At 66.7% G+C, this 17,363-nt stretch carries 16 protein-coding genes; 2 read left to right on the forward strand and 14 right to left on the reverse strand.

Annotated elements, in window-relative coordinates:
* Positions 1 to 40: 40 nt before the first annotated feature.
* From der to BLR24_RS00320, 12 genes are all read right to left on the reverse strand, one after another.
* Complete coding sequence (gene der, locus BLR24_RS00265; RefSeq protein ID WP_093010981.1) at positions 41 to 1,384, reverse strand: ribosome biogenesis GTPase Der; 1,344 nt, start codon at positions 1,382 to 1,384, stop codon at positions 41 to 43.
* Between the two features lie 51 nt (positions 1,385 to 1,435).
* Entirely contained in the window at positions 1,436 to 2,578 is a 1,143-nt protein-coding gene (gene bamB / locus BLR24_RS00270; RefSeq protein WP_093010984.1) for an outer membrane protein assembly factor BamB, read from the reverse strand.
* Positions 2,579 to 2,585: 7 nt separating this feature from the next.
* Positions 2,586 to 3,278 carry a YfgM family protein gene (locus tag BLR24_RS00275; RefSeq protein ID WP_093010987.1) on the reverse strand — a complete coding sequence of 231 codons (693 nt, stop codon included), beginning with the start codon at positions 3,276 to 3,278 and terminating at the stop codon, positions 2,586 to 2,588.
* Positions 3,279 to 3,283: 5 nt separating this feature from the next.
* The gene (gene hisS, locus BLR24_RS00280) at positions 3,284 to 4,594 is read right to left on the reverse strand and encodes a histidine--tRNA ligase (RefSeq protein WP_093010990.1); all 1,311 of its coding nucleotides are present in this window, start codon (positions 4,592 to 4,594) and stop codon (positions 3,284 to 3,286) included.
* A 14-nt stretch (positions 4,595 to 4,608) separates the two neighbouring features.
* A complete protein-coding gene (gene ispG, locus BLR24_RS00285; RefSeq protein WP_093010993.1) occupies positions 4,609 to 5,886 on the reverse strand; it encodes a flavodoxin-dependent (E)-4-hydroxy-3-methylbut-2-enyl-diphosphate synthase in 1,278 nt (425 codons plus the stop codon).
* On the reverse strand, positions 5,883 to 6,872 hold the full coding sequence (locus BLR24_RS00290) for a helix-turn-helix domain-containing protein (protein ID WP_093010996.1): 990 nt from the start codon (positions 6,870 to 6,872) through the stop codon (positions 5,883 to 5,885). The genes ispG and BLR24_RS00290 overlap by 4 nt, the downstream gene beginning before the upstream one ends.
* Positions 6,865 to 7,719 (reverse strand): type IV pilus biogenesis/stability protein PilW, encoded by an 855-nt coding sequence (gene pilW / locus BLR24_RS00295; RefSeq protein ID WP_093010999.1) that lies wholly within the window; start codon positions 7,717 to 7,719, stop codon positions 6,865 to 6,867. Before pilW ends, BLR24_RS00290 begins: the two co-directional genes overlap by 8 nt.
* Positions 7,720 to 7,723: 4 nt before the next feature.
* On the reverse strand, positions 7,724 to 8,875 hold the full coding sequence (gene rlmN / locus BLR24_RS00300; RefSeq protein WP_093011002.1) for a dual-specificity RNA methyltransferase RlmN: 1,152 nt from the start codon (positions 8,873 to 8,875) through the stop codon (positions 7,724 to 7,726).
* Between the two features lie 21 nt (positions 8,876 to 8,896).
* Positions 8,897 to 9,322, reverse strand: coding sequence for a nucleoside-diphosphate kinase (gene ndk, locus BLR24_RS00305; protein ID WP_093011005.1), 426 nt, complete (start codon positions 9,320 to 9,322; stop codon positions 8,897 to 8,899).
* Between the two features lie 151 nt (positions 9,323 to 9,473).
* Positions 9,474 to 11,276, reverse strand: coding sequence for a pseudouridine synthase (locus BLR24_RS00310; RefSeq protein ID WP_093011008.1), 1,803 nt, complete (start codon positions 11,274 to 11,276; stop codon positions 9,474 to 9,476).
* On the reverse strand, positions 11,273 to 12,133 hold the full coding sequence (gene scpB, locus BLR24_RS00315; protein WP_093011011.1) for an SMC-Scp complex subunit ScpB: 861 nt from the start codon (positions 12,131 to 12,133) through the stop codon (positions 11,273 to 11,275). The genes BLR24_RS00310 and scpB overlap by 4 nt, the downstream gene beginning before the upstream one ends.
* Before the next feature lie 127 nt (positions 12,134 to 12,260).
* Entirely contained in the window at positions 12,261 to 13,244 is a 984-nt protein-coding gene (locus tag BLR24_RS00320) for an RluA family pseudouridine synthase (RefSeq protein WP_093012658.1), read from the reverse strand.
* A 56-nt stretch (positions 13,245 to 13,300) separates the two neighbouring features.
* Between BLR24_RS00320 and BLR24_RS00325 the strand changes: the two genes are divergently transcribed.
* Positions 13,301 to 14,107: an outer membrane protein assembly factor BamD gene (locus BLR24_RS00325; protein ID WP_093011014.1), complete on the forward strand. Its 807-nt coding sequence runs from the start codon at positions 13,301 to 13,303 to the stop codon at positions 14,105 to 14,107.
* 92 nt (positions 14,108 to 14,199) lie between these two features.
* Here BLR24_RS00325 and BLR24_RS00330 read toward each other — a convergent pair whose 3' ends face one another.
* Positions 14,200 to 16,257 (reverse strand): DNA repair helicase YoaA, encoded by a 2,058-nt coding sequence (locus tag BLR24_RS00330; RefSeq protein ID WP_093011017.1) that lies wholly within the window; start codon positions 16,255 to 16,257, stop codon positions 14,200 to 14,202.
* On the reverse strand, positions 16,254 to 16,457 hold the full coding sequence (locus BLR24_RS00335; protein WP_093011020.1) for a YdcH family protein: 204 nt from the start codon (positions 16,455 to 16,457) through the stop codon (positions 16,254 to 16,256). Before BLR24_RS00335 ends, BLR24_RS00330 begins: the two co-directional genes overlap by 4 nt.
* 106 nt (positions 16,458 to 16,563) lie before the next feature.
* Here BLR24_RS00335 and BLR24_RS00340 point away from each other — a divergent pair, with 106 nt between their 5' ends.
* On the forward strand, positions 16,564 to 17,334 hold the full coding sequence (locus BLR24_RS00340; protein ID WP_093011023.1) for a PP2C family protein-serine/threonine phosphatase: 771 nt from the start codon (positions 16,564 to 16,566) through the stop codon (positions 17,332 to 17,334).
* Positions 17,335 to 17,363: the final 29 nt, after the last annotated feature.

Below are 17,363 nucleotides of genomic sequence, written 5' to 3' on the forward strand. Positions count from 1 at the left end.
CAAGCCGTAGCTCATTGGCTGCCAACGGCCGCCAAGCCCGTTATTCGTCTTTGTCCGCAAACGGATTTTGCGAGCTTTTGAACTGGATGCGCAAGGGCGTGCCCACCAGATCGAACTCCTTGCGGAAACGCCCTTCGAGAAAGCGCTTGTAGGCCTCGGTCACGTGCTCCAGCGAATTGCCATGGATGATGATCACCGGCGGATTCATGCCTCCCTGGTGCGCGTAGCGCAGCTTGGGACGGAACATTCCCGCGCGCTTGGGCGACTGGAACTGCACGGCTTCCAGCAGCAGCCGGGTCAGCACGGGCGTCGACATCTTGCGCGTGGCCGACTTGTGGGCCTGCGCAATGGCCTGCCACACGGGGCCGAGGCCCTGGCGCTTGATGGCCGAGATGAAGTGCAGCGACGCGAACTTGAGGAACGGCAGCCGGGTTTCGATCTGGCGCTGGATCTGCTCGCGCTGGTAGCTGTCGACCGCGTCCCACTTGTTGATGGCAATCACCACCGCCCGTCCGCTTTCGAGGATGTAGCCGGCAATGTGCGCGTCCTGGTCGGTCACGCCCTGCGTGGCATCGAGCAGCAGCAGCACGACGTTGGCCGACTCGATGGCCTGCAGCGTCTTGACCACCGAGAACTTCTCGATCGCCTCGAACACCTTGCCCTTGCGGCGCAGGCCGGCCGTGTCGATCAGCTCGAAGCGCTGGCCATTGCGCTCGAACGGCACCGATATGGCGTCGCGCGTGGTGCCCGGCAGGTCGAAGGCCACCAAGCGCTCTTCGCCGAGCCATGTGTTGATCAGCGTGGACTTGCCCACGTTGGGCCGCCCCGCTACCGCCAGCTTGATCGGCTTGTTGACGTCGTCTTCTGTGTCCTCGTCCTCGGGATCGGGCAAGTTCAGCGGAGCGAGCGCCAGTTCGACCAGGTCGCGCATGCCCTGCCCGTGCGCGGCGGACACGCCGTGCACGTCACCGAAGCCGAGTTCGTAGAAGTCGACCAGCTTGGTGCCGTCGTGCATGCCTTCGGCCTTGTTGGCCGCCAACACGCAAGGTTTGCCCAGCCGGCGCAGTTCGTTGGCAATGTCGTGGTCTTGCGCCGAAAGGCCCTCGCGGGCATCGACCACGAAGATCACCACGTCGGCCTCGGCCACGGCCTGGCGCGTCTGCTTGGCCATTTCCTTGTAGATGCCGCTGCCGGCGTCGGGCTCGAAGCCGCCGGTGTCGATCACGATGAATTCGTGCTTGCCCAGGCGGCCGTTGCCGTAATGGCGGTCGCGCGTGAGCCCGGCAAAGTCGGCGACGATGGCATCGCGCGTCTGCGTCAGGCGATTGAACAGGGTCGACTTGCCGACGTTCGGACGCCCGACCAGTGCCACGACCGGCTTCATGGCCGGCCTTTCATGGGCGCGGTTTTCATGGTCGGGCCTTGCAAGAAAAAGTTATTCAGGGCGATAGCCAAACACACCGCCGTTCGCAGTCACAACGACAACCGTGTTGCCAGCCATCACCGGAGTGACGCCGATGGCAGAGCCGTCGGGCGTGACGCGGTTGAGGAGCGCGCCGTCTTCGCGCGAAACGAAATGCAGCGTTCCCGTACTTTCGCCGATGACCAGCGAACGTCCCACGGCCAGAGGGCCGGTCAGGACGCGGTTCTTGAAGCGGGTCGACTGCCAGGCGCGCTCGCCGTCTGCACGACGCCAGGCCACGACGCTGCCGTCGCTCTCGGTGCCGTAGACGAAGCCTTCATCGCCGCTGACGCCTTCGGCGCCCACTGCGGGCTTGCTCCAGAGCAGTTGGCCGCGCGCGGTGTCGACGCAGCCGACATTGGCGTAGTAGGCCCGTGCGCAGACTATGTCGCCGGCACGGCTCACGCTGCCCGTCAGATCGACCAGGCGCTCCACGTCGTTGGTGCCGCGCGGTGCCGCAATCGGTGCTTCCCAGCGCGAGGTGCCGTTGGCGGGGTTGATGCCGACCAGCCGGCCGCCGATGCCCGACACCAGCGTATCGCCCACCGCAACCAGGACACCCGACTTCTTCAGAACGAGGTTCTCGGCGGTACGCTGCTGCAGCCAGAGGCGGCGGCCGCTCTGGCCGTCCCAGGCGCTGAGGCTGCGGTCGGCGGTCTGCACGAAGATGCGCCGGCCGGCCACCAGCGGCGCGGTGAAGGCTTGGGCCGAGAGCCGCTGCTTCCACAAAACCTTGCCGCCTTCGATGGCCACCAGTTCGTTGTTGGTGGTGACTACCGCGGCCAGCGAACCGTCGCTGCCAACGCCCGCCGCCAACGTGGCGCCCGCATTGGCGCGCCAGGTCTCGCGGCCGGCACGGGCGTCGATGGAGACCACGGTGCCGTCAGACCCGGCCAAGGTGACGATGTCGCCGCTGACGTCGGTAGCAAGCGGGAAGCTCACGGCCGGGATGCGCACGCTCCATGCCTGGCGCACGCCAAACAACGCAGGGTTGGCAGGCAGTTCGGCCGGCTTGGGCTTGCTGGTGCCGGAGCAGGCGGCCAGCATTGCTGCCAGCAGAATGGCCGAGCCCGCACGCAGGGCGGTCGATTCAGGCATGAGACGCTTGAAATTCATATTGCGATCAGGAAGTTTTGGGTGCTGCTGGCGTGACGGTGATCACGGGTGCCAGGCTCTTCGGGTCGACGCCGGCCGCATTGAGCTTGAATTCCACCAGGCGGCGGTAATCGGACGTCGCGCCAAGGCCGGTCCACGCCTTGCGGTATTCGGCCTGCGCTTCATCGCGCTTGCCCTGGGCCATCAAGATGTCGCCCTTGCGGTCGGCCACCAGCGGTTCGAATTCCTTGGGCACGTTGCCTGAAAGCTGTTTGAGCGCTTCGTCGTAGGACTTGCTGTCCAAGAGCTCGGCCGCGAGCCGCAGCTTGGCAACCGCCTGGTAGCCGGGGTCGACGGCGCTTTGCGCCACCCAGCCGAGGGCTGCGCGCGAGGCTTCGAGATTGCCCTTTTCGTACAGCGTCTTGGCGGCCAGCAAACCGGCTTGCTGCGCATAGGCCGTGCCGGCAAAGCGCTCCTTCATGTCGCCGAGCACGCGCTGGATGCGTTCCACGTCGCCGGACTGCGTGCTGCGTTCGACCTCGTCGTAGAGCGCAGCGGCCTGCGCCGCCTTGTTGCGCTGGAAGTACTGCCAGCCGTTCCAGGCCACGAAGGCACCGGCCACGAGCAGCACCACCCAGGTGATCAGGGTGCCGTAGGTGTTCCAGAAATGCTTGAGCTGGTCGAGCTGTTCCTGTTCGTCGAGATCGAGATGGGTTGCCATGCGTATCAGATGTTGGGAGCCGGCGATTGTAGGGTGGCGGCCCAGGCGGCCACTTCGGCGAGCGGCCGGGAGGTTTGCGCGCCGCTGCCGTCGCGCAGCGACTTGAGAGTCACTTCGCCGCGCGCAAGTTCATCGGCGCCGAAAATCAGCGCGTAGGTGGCGCCGCTGGCGTCGGCCTTCTTGAACTGGGACTTGAAGCTTCCCATGCCGTCGACCGTGGCGGCATGCATCTGCACGCGGACCCCGGCGTCGCGCAACTGCTGCAGAGTGCGCAGCACGACCGGCATGGCCGCCGCATCGGGCACCACGGCATAGACGTCGGGCACTGGCGCGGCAATGGCGGCGCCCTGCTCTTTCATCAGGTCGAGCACGCGCTCGACGCCAATGGCCCATCCCACCGCCGGTGCCGGCTTGCCGCCGATCTGCGCAATGAGGTCGTCGTAGCGGCCGCCGGCGCACACCGTGCCCTGCGAGCCCAGGCGATCAGTGACGAACTCGAACACGCTGAGGTTGTAGTAGTCGAGGCCGCGCACCAGCCGCGGGTTGATGGTGTAGGCCACGCCGTTGGCATCGAGGATGGCCCTGAGGCCATCGAAGTGCGCCAGCGATTCGGCACCCAGAAAGTCGATCAGCCGGGGGGCGGACTCGACCACCTCCTTCATTGCCGGATTCTTGGTGTCGAGAATGCGCAGCGGATTGCTGTGCAGGCGGCGCTTGCCGTCCTCGTCGAGCTTGTCGGCGTGCTTCTCGAAGTGGGCAATGAGCTGGGCGCGGTGCAGCGCGCGCTCGGCGGGCTGCCCCAGGCTGTTGAGCTCCAGGCGAACGTCGGTCAGCCCGATGGCCTTCCACAGGGCGTTGGCCAGCAGGATCAGTTCGGCATCGACGTCGGGGCCGGCAAAGCCGAGCGCCTCGGCGCCGATCTGGTGAAACTGGCGAAAGCGCCCGCGCTGCGGCTTCTCGCGCCGGAACATCGGGCCGGTGTACCAGAGGCGCTTGCCGCCGTCGTACAGCATGTTGTGCTCGATCACCGCGCGCACGAGGCCGGCGGTGTTCTCGGGCCGCAGCGTCAGGTGGTCGTTGTCGCCGTATTTGTCGGAGCGGTCCTGGAAGGAGTACATCTCCTTCTCGACGATGTCGGTCACCTCGCCGATGCCGCGCACGAACAGCGCCGTGTGCTCCAGGATGGGCGTGCGCACGTTGCGATACGCAAAGCGGCCCATCAGGTCGCGCACGGTGGCCTCGAGCCACTCCCAGCGCGCCGATTCGGGCGGCAATATGTCGTTCATGCCTTTGACGGCATTCAGTTTTTCAGCCATGAGTCTGCGGAGGTTCAGGCCAGGGCAGCGTGTTCGCCGCCAAAGCGCTTTTCGATGTAGTTTTCGACGAGCTGGTGAAACTCGTTGGCGATATTGTCGCCGCGCAGCGTGAGGGCCTTTTCGCCGTCGATGAAGACCGGCGCGGCGGGTGCCTCGCCGGTGCCGGGCAGGCTGATGCCGATGTCGGCATGCTTGCTCTCGCCGGGGCCGTTGACGATGCAGCCCATGACGGCCACCTTCATTGTCTCGACGCCTGGATATTTTTTGCGCCAGACCGGCATCTGCATGCGCAGGTAGTCGTCGATCTGCTTGGCGAGTTCCTGGAAAGTGGTGCTCGTGGTGCGGCCGCAGCCCGGGCAGGCCGTGACGCTCGGCACGAACACGCGCAGGCCCAGCGCCTGCAGAATTTCGTTGGCGATCAGCACCTCTTGCGTGCGCGACTCGCCCGGCTGCGGCGTGAGCGACACGCGGATGGTGTCGCCGATACCCTCTTGCAGCAGGATCGAAAGCGCCGTGGCCGAAGCCACCGTGCCCTTGGTGCCCATGCCGGCCTCGGTGAGGCCGAGGTGCAGCGGATAGTCGCAGCGTTTGGCAAGCTCGCGGTAGACCGAGATCAGGTCTTGCACGCCGCTCACCTTGCACGACAGGATGACCTGGTTGCCGTCCATGCCCATCGACTCGGCCAACTTGGCGGATTCGATGGCCGAGGTGATCAGCGCCTCGTACATCACCTGCTTGGCGTCCCAGGGTTCGGCACGCTGGCTGTTGATGTCCATCAGGCTGGCAAGCAGTTCCTGGTCGAGGCTGCCCCAATTGACGCCGATGCGAACGGGCTTGTTCCAGCGCATGGCCGCATCGATCATCTGGCCGAACTGGCGGTCGCGCTTGTCGCCCTTGCCCACGTTGCCGGGATTGATGCGGTACTTGCTGAGCGCCTCGGCACAGGCCGGATAGTCGGTGAGCAGGCGGTGGCCGTTGTAATGGAAGTCGCCGATCAGCGGCACGTCGATGCCCATGCGGTCGAGCTGCTCGCGGATGTAGGGCACCTGGGCCGCGGCTTCGGGCGTGTTGACGGTGATGCGCACCATCTCCGAACCCGCAGTGGCGAGCTCCTTCACCTGGATGGCCGTGCCGATGGCATCGACCGTGTCGGTGTTGGTCATGGACTGCACCCGCACCGGTGCGTCGCCGCCGACCGTGACGGTGCGCGCGCCCCAGACCACCTGGGCCTGGCGCGAGCGGCGCGCCTTGGGCGCCGCCGATTCGATAGGTTGCGGAGTGCAGTCGGTCACGATGTCACCTCGAAACGCGCCACGCCGCCGCCGCGCGTGACAGGCTTCAGATCGTAGGGCTTTCCGCGCACCTGCACATCGACCGCCGATGCCCGGCCCACCACCACCGACAGCGGCAGCGCGCCCGACAAACCGACGGTTTCGCCGGCCTTCAGGCTGCGGCGCAGCAGCTGCTTGCCACCGGCTTCCGTGACCGTGATCCAGCATTCTTCGCGCGCGACGAAGACAAGCGGCTGGTTGCCCCCTGCAGCGGTTGCGGTGGCCGACATGGGCACTGCCGACGCGGCGACGGCGCTGGTGCCGGCCGCGGGCAAGACCGCCGAGGGGGCAGTGCTAGCCGCCGGTGCGGCAGCTGTTGCAGAAGTCGCAGGCGTTGCAGGGGCCACGGGCGTGACCGGTGCGTTTTCGACGACGACGCCCGGCGCGCCTGGCGCCGGTGCGGCTGTGGGCGCCCCGGCCACCGAGCTTGCATCGCCCTCGCTGCGCGTGGTCCAGCGCGACACGGCGGCGCCAACCTGGTCGAAGACCGATTGCGGCAGCCAGAACAACACGGCCGCGCCAAGCAGAAGCAGCGCCACCACCATCAACAACGGACGCGACGGAAGTCCACTGGAGCGGCCACCGCTCCAGCGCGGCGTGCCTGAAACGATGTCGCCCTTGAGCGTGCGGTCGGCCGTTGCCAGCGGCGCGCGCTGCGCCCCCGGCAGCTTTGCCAGCACGGGAGCGGGATCGATGCGCAAGGCGCGGCACACGCTGCTTGCCAGTGCCCGGGCAAAGACCGGGTCCGGCAGCGAGCCGATGTCGTCGGCCTCGAGCGCCATGAGTTTTTGCGGCGGCACCTTCAGCGCCGCAGCCACCATTTCGATGTGCAGTCCGTGCGCCTCGCGTGCTTCGCGAAGTATCTCGCCGGCCGTCTTGTGCGTGATGTCGCCTTCCTCGAGCGGCAGTGCCGCGGAAGTGCCGAACTCCGAAACCCGTTCAGTCATTGAAATTCCCGCGCTCGTACGCTATTGCCTCCCGGGATTGCGGGAAGCGCCGTTGCAGTTGCCCTCCCAACTGCGCCACAGCTTCGCGGTTGTTGAGCCGTCGTTCGATCTTGACGCCAAGCCAGAGCGTTTCGGCATTGGCCGAAGGACTGTTGTTGACGCGTCGGATGTAGAACTGCGCACGCTGCCATTCCTCGCGCTGCGCCAGCAACGAAGCCAGGTTGAGCCCGATCACCGGATTGCCGGCGTCGATCTCGTAGGCCTGCATGAGGCTTCGCTCCGCCTCCGGACGCTGGCCGGCCCTGAGTTGGCAGACACCCTGCGTCATGAGCGTCTTGGCCCGGTCCGTGTAGCTCGGCACCGCAAGGGCAGCTGTGAACTGCTGCGCCGCATCGCCAAAGCGGTTCTGCTGGCACAGCAGCCAGCCATAGTTGTGCCGCACGTTGGGATCGCGCGGGCTGATGGCAGTGGCGCGGCGGAAACTGTCTTCGGCCATGCCGGCGTCCTCGAGCCGCATGTAGACGAGGCCGCGCAGGTTGTAGGCGTCGGCGTTGTTGGGGTCGGCGGCCAGTGCCTGCTTGATCTCGTCGAGCGCCACGGTGTTCTGGCCATGCTCGAAATAGCCCGAGGCCAGCTCCATGCGCAGCCGGGCGCGGCGTTGCCGGCTGGACTCGTCCGATTCGGTGACGATCTCGGTGCCCTTGCCGGAACTGGTATCGGCCAGACTGGTGGTGGTGGTGCGCGTATTGACGCAGCCTGCGAGCAGAAACGCCACGGCGACACCGGCAACGCTTGCGGCCAGCAGCCGCTGTGCGCTCGCGGTTGCCATCGGAAAGGCCATGCTCATTGGGTCAATGCTCCTGGGGGACGGTCTTGCGAACCGGATGCAAAACAACAGGGCGCTCCGAAACGACGCGGCGCTGGGCCATGCGTTCGGCCGCGCGGGTACGGTCCTTGACATCGCCGGCCAGCTGTCCGCAAGCGGCATCGATGTCGTCGCCGCGCGTCTTGCGCACGGTGGTCACCAGGCCCGCCTCGCTCAGCGTCCTGGCGAATGCCAGCACGCGCGGCTGCGGCGAACGCAGGAGGCCCGAGGCCGGAAACGGGTTGAATGGAATCAGGTTGAACTTGCACGAGATGCCATGGGCGCGGACGAGTTCCACCAGCTGCCGCGCGTGCTCGGGCTGGTCGTTGACGCCGTCGAGCATGCAGTACTCGAAGGTGATGAAGTCGCGCGGCGCATGCGCCAGATAGCGCTTGCAGGCCTCGATCAATTCGGCGATCGGATACTTGCGGTTGAGCGGCACGAGGTCGTCGCGCAACGCGTCGTTGGGCGCATGCAGCGACACCGCCAAGGCCACGGCGCAGTCAGTACCCAGGCGGTCGATCATCGGCACCACGCCGGAGGTCGACACCGTGACGCGGCGACGCGAGAGCCCGTAGGCGTTGTCGTCCAGCATGGTGCGCAGCGCGGGCACCAGAGCGGTGTAATTCTGCAGCGGCTCGCCCATGCCCATCATCACGACGTTGGAGATGACACGTTCGCTGCGCTTCAGGTGCTTGCGCAGGAAATGCTCCGCAAACCACAGCTGGGCGACGATTTCGCCCGTGCTCAGGTTGCGGCTGAAGCCCTGATGCCCCGTGGAGCAAAAACGGCAACCCACCGCGCAGCCGGCTTGAGACGACACGCACAGCGTGCCGCGGTCGTCTTCGGGAATGAATACGGCTTCGACGGCATTGCCGTCGCCGACGTCGAACAGCCACTTGATCGTGCCGTCCTTGGATTCGTGCTGCGTGAGGACAGAAAGGGCCTCCACGCGAGCGGTGGTGGCGAGCTTTTCGCGCAGCGACTTGGCCAGATCGGTCATCTGGGCGAAGTCGCTGGCGCCACGCTGGTGGATCCAGCGGAACAGCTGCGTGGCGCGGAACCGCTTCTCGCCGAGCTTTTCGCAGAACGCAGCCAGCCCCTCGAGATCGAATTCGAGCAGGTTGGCCGTGGTCATGAAATCAGCCGGGATACGGCTTCAGCGCGCGTAGACGTTGAGGCCGGCGAAGAAGAAGGCCACTTCGTTCGCTGCGGTTTCAGCAGCGTCCGAACCGTGCACGGCGTTGGCGTCGATGCTGTCGGCAAAGTCGGCGCGAATGGTGCCAGGGGCCGCCTTCTTGGGGTCGGTGGCGCCCATCAGGTCGCGGTTCTTGGCGATGGCGTTCTCGCCTTCGAGCACTTGCACGAACACGGGGCCGGAGATCATGAACTCGACCAGGTCCTTGAAGAAAGGACGCTCTTTGTGGACCGAGTAGAACTGCTCGGCTTCGTTGCGCGACAGATGCACCAGCTTGGCGGCGACGATCTTGAGGCCGGCAGCTTCGAAGCGGGAAACGATCTTGCCGATGACGTTCTTGGCGACGGCGTCGGGCTTGATGATGGAGAGGGTACGTTCGATAGCCATTGAAGTGCTTCCTGAGCTTTGATTTTGAAGTGTTTTGTCACAACTGCAACGAATTTGTTGCGTCGTACGTCGACAAAGCCTCTGATTTTAACCGGCGCAGCCCCCGGGATTGGTGAAAACCCCGCGAAAGGCTGCGCTGAACTGCTGGCTTTCAGCGTCCGCGGCGCCGATTTCCGCCCGGCCCGCCGCCACCGCCGCCACCGCCGCCGAAACCGCCGCCCGACGGGCCGCCGCCGCGGCGCCCCGGTCCCTGGCGCTGTTCCTTGCGCTGGCGTGAAAAGCTGTCGGCACCGATGTAACCGAGCGAGGTCTTCATCGGATCGGGTTGGTTCGCGCCACTTGGCGGACGTTCGTCGCCCTGGCGGTTGCCGCGGTTGCTGCTGTTGTTGTTGTTGCCACGGCGTCCTTGCGGCGGCATGCCTGCATTACCACCACCGCCACCGCCGCCCCGGTTGGCGCGCCCTCCGCGCTCGCCGCGCGGCGGCCGGCCGTCGCCCAGCGGATTCGGTATGGGTGCGTCGCGGCCCTCATCGCGCGGCGGCTGGCCGCCACCGGCATTGCGATTGCCGCGCCGCTTCTTGTTGCGGCCGTTCCGGCCGCCGCCCGCGCCGTCTTGTCCGCCCGGGCCGCGTTGTTGCTGCTGCGGGGGACGCGGTGCGCCGCCGCCCGACGCCTGGAACAGCGCGTTGATGTCGCGTTCGTCCAGCTCCATCCAGGCGCCACGCTTCAGGCCGCGCGGCAGCACCATGGCACCGTAGCGGATGCGGATCAGGCGGCTGACCGCGTGGCCCACCGATTCGAACAGGCGCCGCACTTCGCGGTTGCGGCCTTCGGAGATGGTGACGCGGTACCAGTGGTTGGAGCCCTCGCCGCCGCCCTCTTCGATGGTGCCGAACTGGGCCATGCCGTCATCGAGCCGAACGCCTTCGAGCAGGCGCTTTTTCTCCTCGGCATCGAGCGCGCCCAGCACGCGCACCGCGTATTCGCGCTCCAGGCCGAAGCGGGGGTGCATCAACTGGTTGGCCAGGTCGCCGGAGCTGCTGAACAGCAGCAGGCCTTCGGTGTTCAGGTCAAGTCGGCCGACCGATTGCCACTTGCCCTGCTGAAGACGCGGCAGCTTGCGGAATACCGTGGGGCGGTTCTGCGGGTCGTCATGCGTCACGACTTCGCCGACAGGCTTGTGGTATGCGATGACGCGCGGCGGAGGCGGCGCAATGCGGTAGCGGATCGGCTTGCCGTTGATCTTGACCTGGTCGCCGTACTGGATGCGCTGGCCGATGTGGGCCGGCTCGTTGTTGACCGAGATGCGGCCCTGAAGAATCAGCTGCTCCATCTCGAGACGCGAGCCCAGGCCCGCTTGCGCCAGCACCTTGTGCAGCTTGGGCGAATCGGCTTCGGGCAGCAGCACCCGCTTGAGCGGCGGGACCTCGGGGCTCTCTTCGTCGGCATCGAACTGGCCAGAGATGACGTCCGCGAAACGGATGGGCTCCGGCGGCGGCGCATTGCGCTGCTCGCGCTCGGCGGCCCGGCGTGCGCGGTCGAGGTCGTCCTCTTCCTCGTCGGGCTCTTCTTCCTCTTCTTCGTCGTCGTCATGGGCGCTGCCGCGGGCAGGTTCTTCGACGCGACGCTCCGGGCGCTCTGCATCTGCGGCGGTAGCCGCAACCTCGACTGGAGCCTCGGAGACCGGAGCAGCGGCCGGGGCCGCATCCGTCACAGGCTCGGAAACCTCGGCAGCCGCGGGTGCTGCGGCGTCGCCTTCGACGGCCTGCTCTGCGGCCTTCTTCCGGCGCGGGCGCCGTTTCTTGGGAGCTTCGCCCTCGCCGGCCGCCGTGGATTGGACATCCGCGCCAGCGACCGAAGACTGGCCGGACGCTTCCGTCGTCCCCGCTTCGTTTTTCTCGGCTTCGGGCGGGACCGGCACGATGGCCGCGTCGTCGATGTCGGAGGAGCTCATTGGTTTTTTCCGGGGGAAACAGCGTGGGGATCGGCCTCGTCGGGCGACGGGACTTCGGATTCGAGTTCAGCGGGAAGCTCGACTTCCGGGACGGCCGGGATTTCTGCGGGCTCTTCAGTGGAAGCCGCATCCTCGGCGAATTGCGCAGCGGCAGCTTCAACGGCTTCGACGGCCTCGGCCGCTTCGGGGGCTTCGGCGGACGGCAAGGCAAGTTCGGTGTCTGCTTCCAGCTCCGCTTGCGTCATGGCGGAAGCATCGGCATCGGAGTCACCGGAAACGTCCATTGGCAGCCCCGGCTGGTTGCCCGAGGCCTGGTCGAGCGCATCGACGAGCGCCGCCTGCTGCGCCGGCGTCTCGATCAGCGGCAGCTGGTCGAGGGATCCCAGGCCGAGGTCGTCGAGAAACTGGCGCGTGGTGGCATAAAGCGCGGGCCGGCCGACGGTTTCGCGGTGGCCGATCACCTCGACCCAGCCGCGGTCTTCGAGCTGCTTCAGGATGAGCGAGTTGATGGTGACGCCGCGAATGTCTTCCATGTCGCCGCGCGTGACCGGCTGGCGGTAGGCAATGATGGCCAGCGTTTCGAGGGCGGCGCGCGTATAGCGCGGCGGCTTCTCGGGATGCAGGCGATCGAGGTGGTCGCGCATCTCGGGCCGGCTCTGAAAGCGCCAGCCGCTGGCGACGTTCACCAGCTCCAGGCCGCGTTGCGCCCAGTCTTCCTGCAGTTCAAGCAACAGCACCTTGATGGTGTCCGCACCCAGCTCGTCGTCGAACAGCACGCGCATCTCGCGCACTGGCAGCGGCTGGCTCGAACAGATCAAGGCGGTTTCGAGAATGCGCTTGGCATCCGCCGTATTCATGGTTCGCGTTATCCGGGAAAAGGCGTCTCAGGGACGCTTGTTCAGAAGGATGGAAGAAGGCGCTGCCGGCACGCGGCGAGTGCAACGCAAGGCCGGCATCGGGGTGGCCGGCGCGGCCCTCGGGCCGTCAGGCGCGATTGTAATCCAGCCCCCAGGCCTGCAACGCATGAACGAGATCGGCGGGCGGAAGAGAGCGGAACTCCATCGGCGCCTGCGTGACGGGATGCACGAACGCAAGCCTGAAGGCATGCAGCGCCTGCCGCTCCAGACCCGCGGCCGGCGCCCCTCCGTAGAGGGCGTCGCCAACCAGCGGATGCCCGATCGACGCCATGTGCACGCGGATCTGGTGGGTCCGGCCGGTTTCGAGGGTGCACCGCACGGCGCAGCCCTGGGCATTGCTGTCCAGCCGCTCGATGAGCGTGCGCGCCGTCTTGCCCGCGTGGCGCTCCAGATCGACCACGGCCATGCGCAAACGGTTGCGCGGATCGCGGCCGATGGGTGCGTCCACCTGCCGGGCCGCGGCTCCTGTCCAGGGTTTGTGGCCGATGGCGAGGTATTGCCGCTTGACCTCGCGCGCCGCGATCAGCGCCACCATGGCATCCATGGCGGCGCGGGTACGCGCCACGACCATCAGCCCGCTGGTGTCGCGGTCGAGCCGGTGCACGATGCCTGCGCGCGGCAGCAGCGAAGCTTTTGGATCGAGCGCCAGCAGGCCGTTCAGCAGCGTGCCGCTCCAATGCCCCGGAGCCGGGTGCACGACAAGGCCGGCCGGCTTGTCGACGATGCGCAGGTGCTCGTCCTCGTGCACCGTGACGATGTCCATGGCCTCGGGCCGGAAGGCCTGGCTCTGGGGCGTCGGGCGCAACTCGATGCGCCCGGCCTGGCCGGCGCGAACGGTGGCGGAAGCCTTCTGCACCGTGCGCCCTTGCAGTTCCACGGCGGCGGCTTCGATCAGCTGTTGCAGATAGTTGCGAGAAAATTCCGGCACCAGCGCAGCCAGCGCGCGGTCCAGCCGCAGGCCATGTTCCGCCTCCCCTATGACGAAGGGCCGCAGTTCGCTGGGCTCGACCGGGTCAGCGCCCTCATCGACCTCGGCCGTGTCAGGGGCAATGTCCAGGGGGTCGGTCGATATAATTGAGGGCAACTGTTTCACGAAAGCCGTATGTGATGTTTCGCGCCAAATTATCGGTCCCCGCCTGGATCGCGCTCAGCGCGGTAGCGCTGCTTGCAGCCGGCTGCTCTTCCACCAGCGTCGACAAGACGGCGAACTGGAGCCCCAACCGCATCTACGCGGAAGCCAAGGACGAAGCCGGTTCCGGCGCCTACGACAAGGCCGTGCCGCTGTACGAGAAGCTCGAAGGCCGCGCCGCAGGCACGCCGCTCGCGCAGCAAGCCCAGCTCGAAAAGGCCTACGCCCAGTACAAGTCGGGCGAAAAGGCCAATGCCATTGCCACCATCGATCGCTTCCTGAAGCTGCACCCGGCCAGTCCGGCGCTCGATTACGCGCTCTACCTCAAGGGCGTGATCAACTTCAACGACGACCTGGGCATGTTCGCCTTCCTGACGCGCCAGGACCTGTCCGAACGCGACCAGAAGGCCGCCAAGGAATCGTTCGAATCGTTCAAGGAGCTGGCAACGCGCTTCCCCGATTCGCGCTACACGCCCGACGCGCGCCAGCGCATGAACTACATCGTGAACTCGCTCGCCCAGTACGAAGTGCACGTGGCGCGCTACTACTACTCGCGCGGCGCCTACCTCGCAGCCATCAATCGGGCGCAGCTTGCGCTTTCCGACTATCGCGAAGTGCCCGCGCTCGAAGAGGCCCTGTACATCATCGTCCGCTCCTACGATGCGCTCGGCATGAAGGACCTGCGAGACGACGCCCAGCGCGTGCTGACCACCAACTACCCGCAGAGCGAGTACCTGGCCCGCGGCTTCAAGGGCAAGGACGATCCGTGGTGGAAGGTCTGGTGATCCGGTAAAAAGAAGCCCTTCGGGGCTTTTTCTTTTTCTTCGTCTTCTCGATCTGGTCAGGCGCGCTTGCGACGACCCCGCGGCCTTCTTCTTCAGGCCGACAGCGAATTCTTCAGTTCGGCGATGGCCGCCTCGAAATCCGCTTCGCTCTCCAGCCGCCGCATCGGTGGCAGCGCGGCCAGCAGCCGCCGGCCGTAGCCCATGGCAACCAGGCGGGTGTCGCAGATCGCAAGCACCCCGCAGTCCGTTTCGCGGCGAATCAGCCGCCCTGCCCCTTGCTTCAGCGCCACGGCCGCCTCGGGCAGCGAATAGTCGCTGAACGAACTGCGCCCCTGAGCTTCGAGGCGCTGCGAGCGCGCCTCCACCAAAGGGTCGTTGGGCGGAGGAAACGGCAGCTTGTCGATCACCACCAGCTGCAGCGCATCGCCCGGCGCATCGAAGCCTTCCCAGAACGATGCGGATGCGACCAGCACGCAGCCGACACGCCCCGCGTCCGCGCCTTCGCGGAAGCGGTCCATGAGCACGCGCTTGGGCAATTCGCCCTGGACCAGCACCTCGGGCCGCACGTCGGCTTCGAGCCGTTCGAACTGCTGCTTCATCTCGTCGCCGATGGCGCGCAAGGCACGCAGCGTGGTCGTCAGCACCAGCGTGCGGCCACCCAGTTCGGCAGCGCCGCGCGCCGCCAGTTGTGCCACGCGCACGCTGTGCGCGGCATCGTTGGGTTTTGGAAACACGCGCGGCACGTAGAGCCCGGCCTGCGCTGCATAGTCGAACGGGCTCTGCACCCGCAGCACCTCGGCATCGCCCAGGCCGCACGGCTCGGTGAACCAGCGCAGCGTGGGTTCGTCGCCCAGCGTGGCGGAGGTGAAGACCCAGGCGCGGCCGCTGTCTTCCGGCGCCGCGCGGCTGTCTTCCTCTTCGCCGTAAGCATTTCGATTGTCCCGATCGATCTTGAGCACGCGCGTGCGCATGGCCTCGGCGATGTCGAGCGGCGATTCGACCAGGCGCAGCTGCGTACCCACGTCGACCCAGCGCACGGACTCCACCTCGCAGGGCAGCGCGAAACGCGCCGCACGCTTGGCGAGTTGCTGCGCCCGCTCGTGCAGGCGCACGAAATCCGGAGAGATCTCGCTGACGGTGTCGAGCCCTTCCGCTGCTAGCTCAAAGGCATGCTGCAGGGCATCGAGCGCACCCTGCCAGAGGTTCGGGTCGATGCCTTCAGGCGCCGGGCCGACCCAGCGCAGCTTGGTCCCGGGCCACTGCTTGCCGACCGCAAGGCGCAGCTCGCGCGCAGCACGCTCGACGCCCGCCACCAGTTGCTGCCAATCGACCAGCCCGCGCGCATGCTGCAAGCCCGCGCCGAGCAGATCGCGCGCGAAATCGAGCGCCTGCCCGCTGCCTAGCTGCGCCCCAAGAAACTGCACGCCGGTCTCGTTGAGCTGGTGGGCCTCGTCGAATACCACCACGCTCACCGTGGGCAGCAGCTCCGCCATGCCGGTCTCGCGCACCGCGAGGTCCGCGAAGAACAGATGGTGATTGATGACCACCACGTCGGCCGCGAGCGCCTCGCGCCGCGCCAGATTGACGTGGCAGGGCTTGAACTGCGGGCATTGCGCGCCAAGGCAGTTCTCGCGCGTGGAAGTGATGAGGGGAATGAGCGGCGAGCGCTCGTCAAGCCCCGGCAGCTCGGCCAGGTCGCCGGTCCGGGTGGCTTTGGACCATTGCTCGATCTTGGCGAGCGTTCGCAGGCTGCCCCGCTCGGGCAGCGAGGCATCGTGGCGAGCCAGGTCGAGCCGGTGCAGGCACAGATAGCTCGCACGGCCCTTGAGCAGCGCCGTTCGAACCGGCAGTTCGAGCGCCTCGACCAGGCGCGGCAGGTCGCGGCCGAACAATTGGTCCTGCAGGGTCTTGGTGGCGGTGGACAACAGCACGCGCTCGCCGCTCAGCAAGGCTGGCACGAGGTACGAAAAGGTCTTGCCGACGCCTGTTCCGGCCTCGACCACCAGCACGCCTCCCTCTTCGATGGTGCGGGCGACGGCCAGCGCCATTTCGGTTTGTCCCCCGCGTTCGCGGAACTGCTCGGCCGCGCGGGACAGGACGCCTCCCTGCGCGAAGGCGTCGCGCACCTTGTCCTCGAGTGTTTCGGTCACGCGGGTTCTCTTGGATCGAGCACGTTCTCGAGCCGCGCGATCTGGTCGCGCAGCGCAAGTCGGCGTTTTTTCAAGCGCCGCAGCAGCAGTTCGTCTTGCGGCGAAGCCTCGGCCAGGCGGTCGATGGTGGCGTCGAGGTCGGCATGCTCGATGCGCAGCTCGATCAATTGGCGGGAAAGGGAATGGAGATTGGAGTCCAACGGTGGCGATGCGACGTATTCCGCCGCAGCTCGTGTTCACTCGATAATACGTCCTGGTTCGACCTCCCGAGAAGATAGAAAGCGCGCCGCTGGCGCATTTGCGCTCATGACCCAAGGCTTTCGACTTGCCGCCGCCACCGGACTCCACAAGGGAGATCGCCCCTACCAGCAGGACCAGGTCCTGATGATGAGCCATCCGCGCATGCCCGGCTGCATGCTCTGCGTCATTGCAGACGGCATGGGCGGCCGCAGCGGCGGGCGCAAGGCCTCCGACCAGGTGCTGATGACGGCGCGCCAGCTGTTCTCCCGCTACAGCCCCGAGCGCGACAGTTCCACTGCGGTGCTGCAGCAGCTGCTGGAAGATGCGCACACGGTCATCAAGCTCACGGCACTGTCGAGCGAGCAGGAACCGCACAGCACGCTGGCGGCCTTCCTGATGAACCCCAAGGGCGACTGCGCCTGGATTCATGCCGGCGACTCCCGCATCTATCACTTCCGCGATGGCCAGCTCGTCACGCGCACGCGCGACCACTCCTATGTGCAGGTGCTCATTGACCGTGGCGAAATCACCGAAGCCGAGGCCAACGTCCACCCCAAGGGCAACATCCTGCTCGGCTGCCTCGGCATGACCACGATGCCGCCCCCCGTCGAGCCCCACTACATTCCGATGATGCAGCCCGGCGACCTGCTGATGGCCTGCAGCGACGGGCTCTGGCACTACTTCAACCCCGAGGAGCTGGCCAGCGTCCTGTACGCAGAGCCGCCGCGCGACGCGGTGGAAATCCTGGTGGGCGAAGCGCGCCGCCGCGCCCGCGGCACGGGCGACAACATTTCCATTGCAGTAGTGAAGTTCGAGCCGCTGCCGGCAGAAGCCTGAACGGCGCAGGAGCCCCTCTGCCGGGGCTC

Source organism: Variovorax sp. OV700, assembly GCF_900099805.1.
Taxonomy (GTDB): Bacteria; Pseudomonadota; Gammaproteobacteria; order Burkholderiales; family Burkholderiaceae_C; genus Variovorax.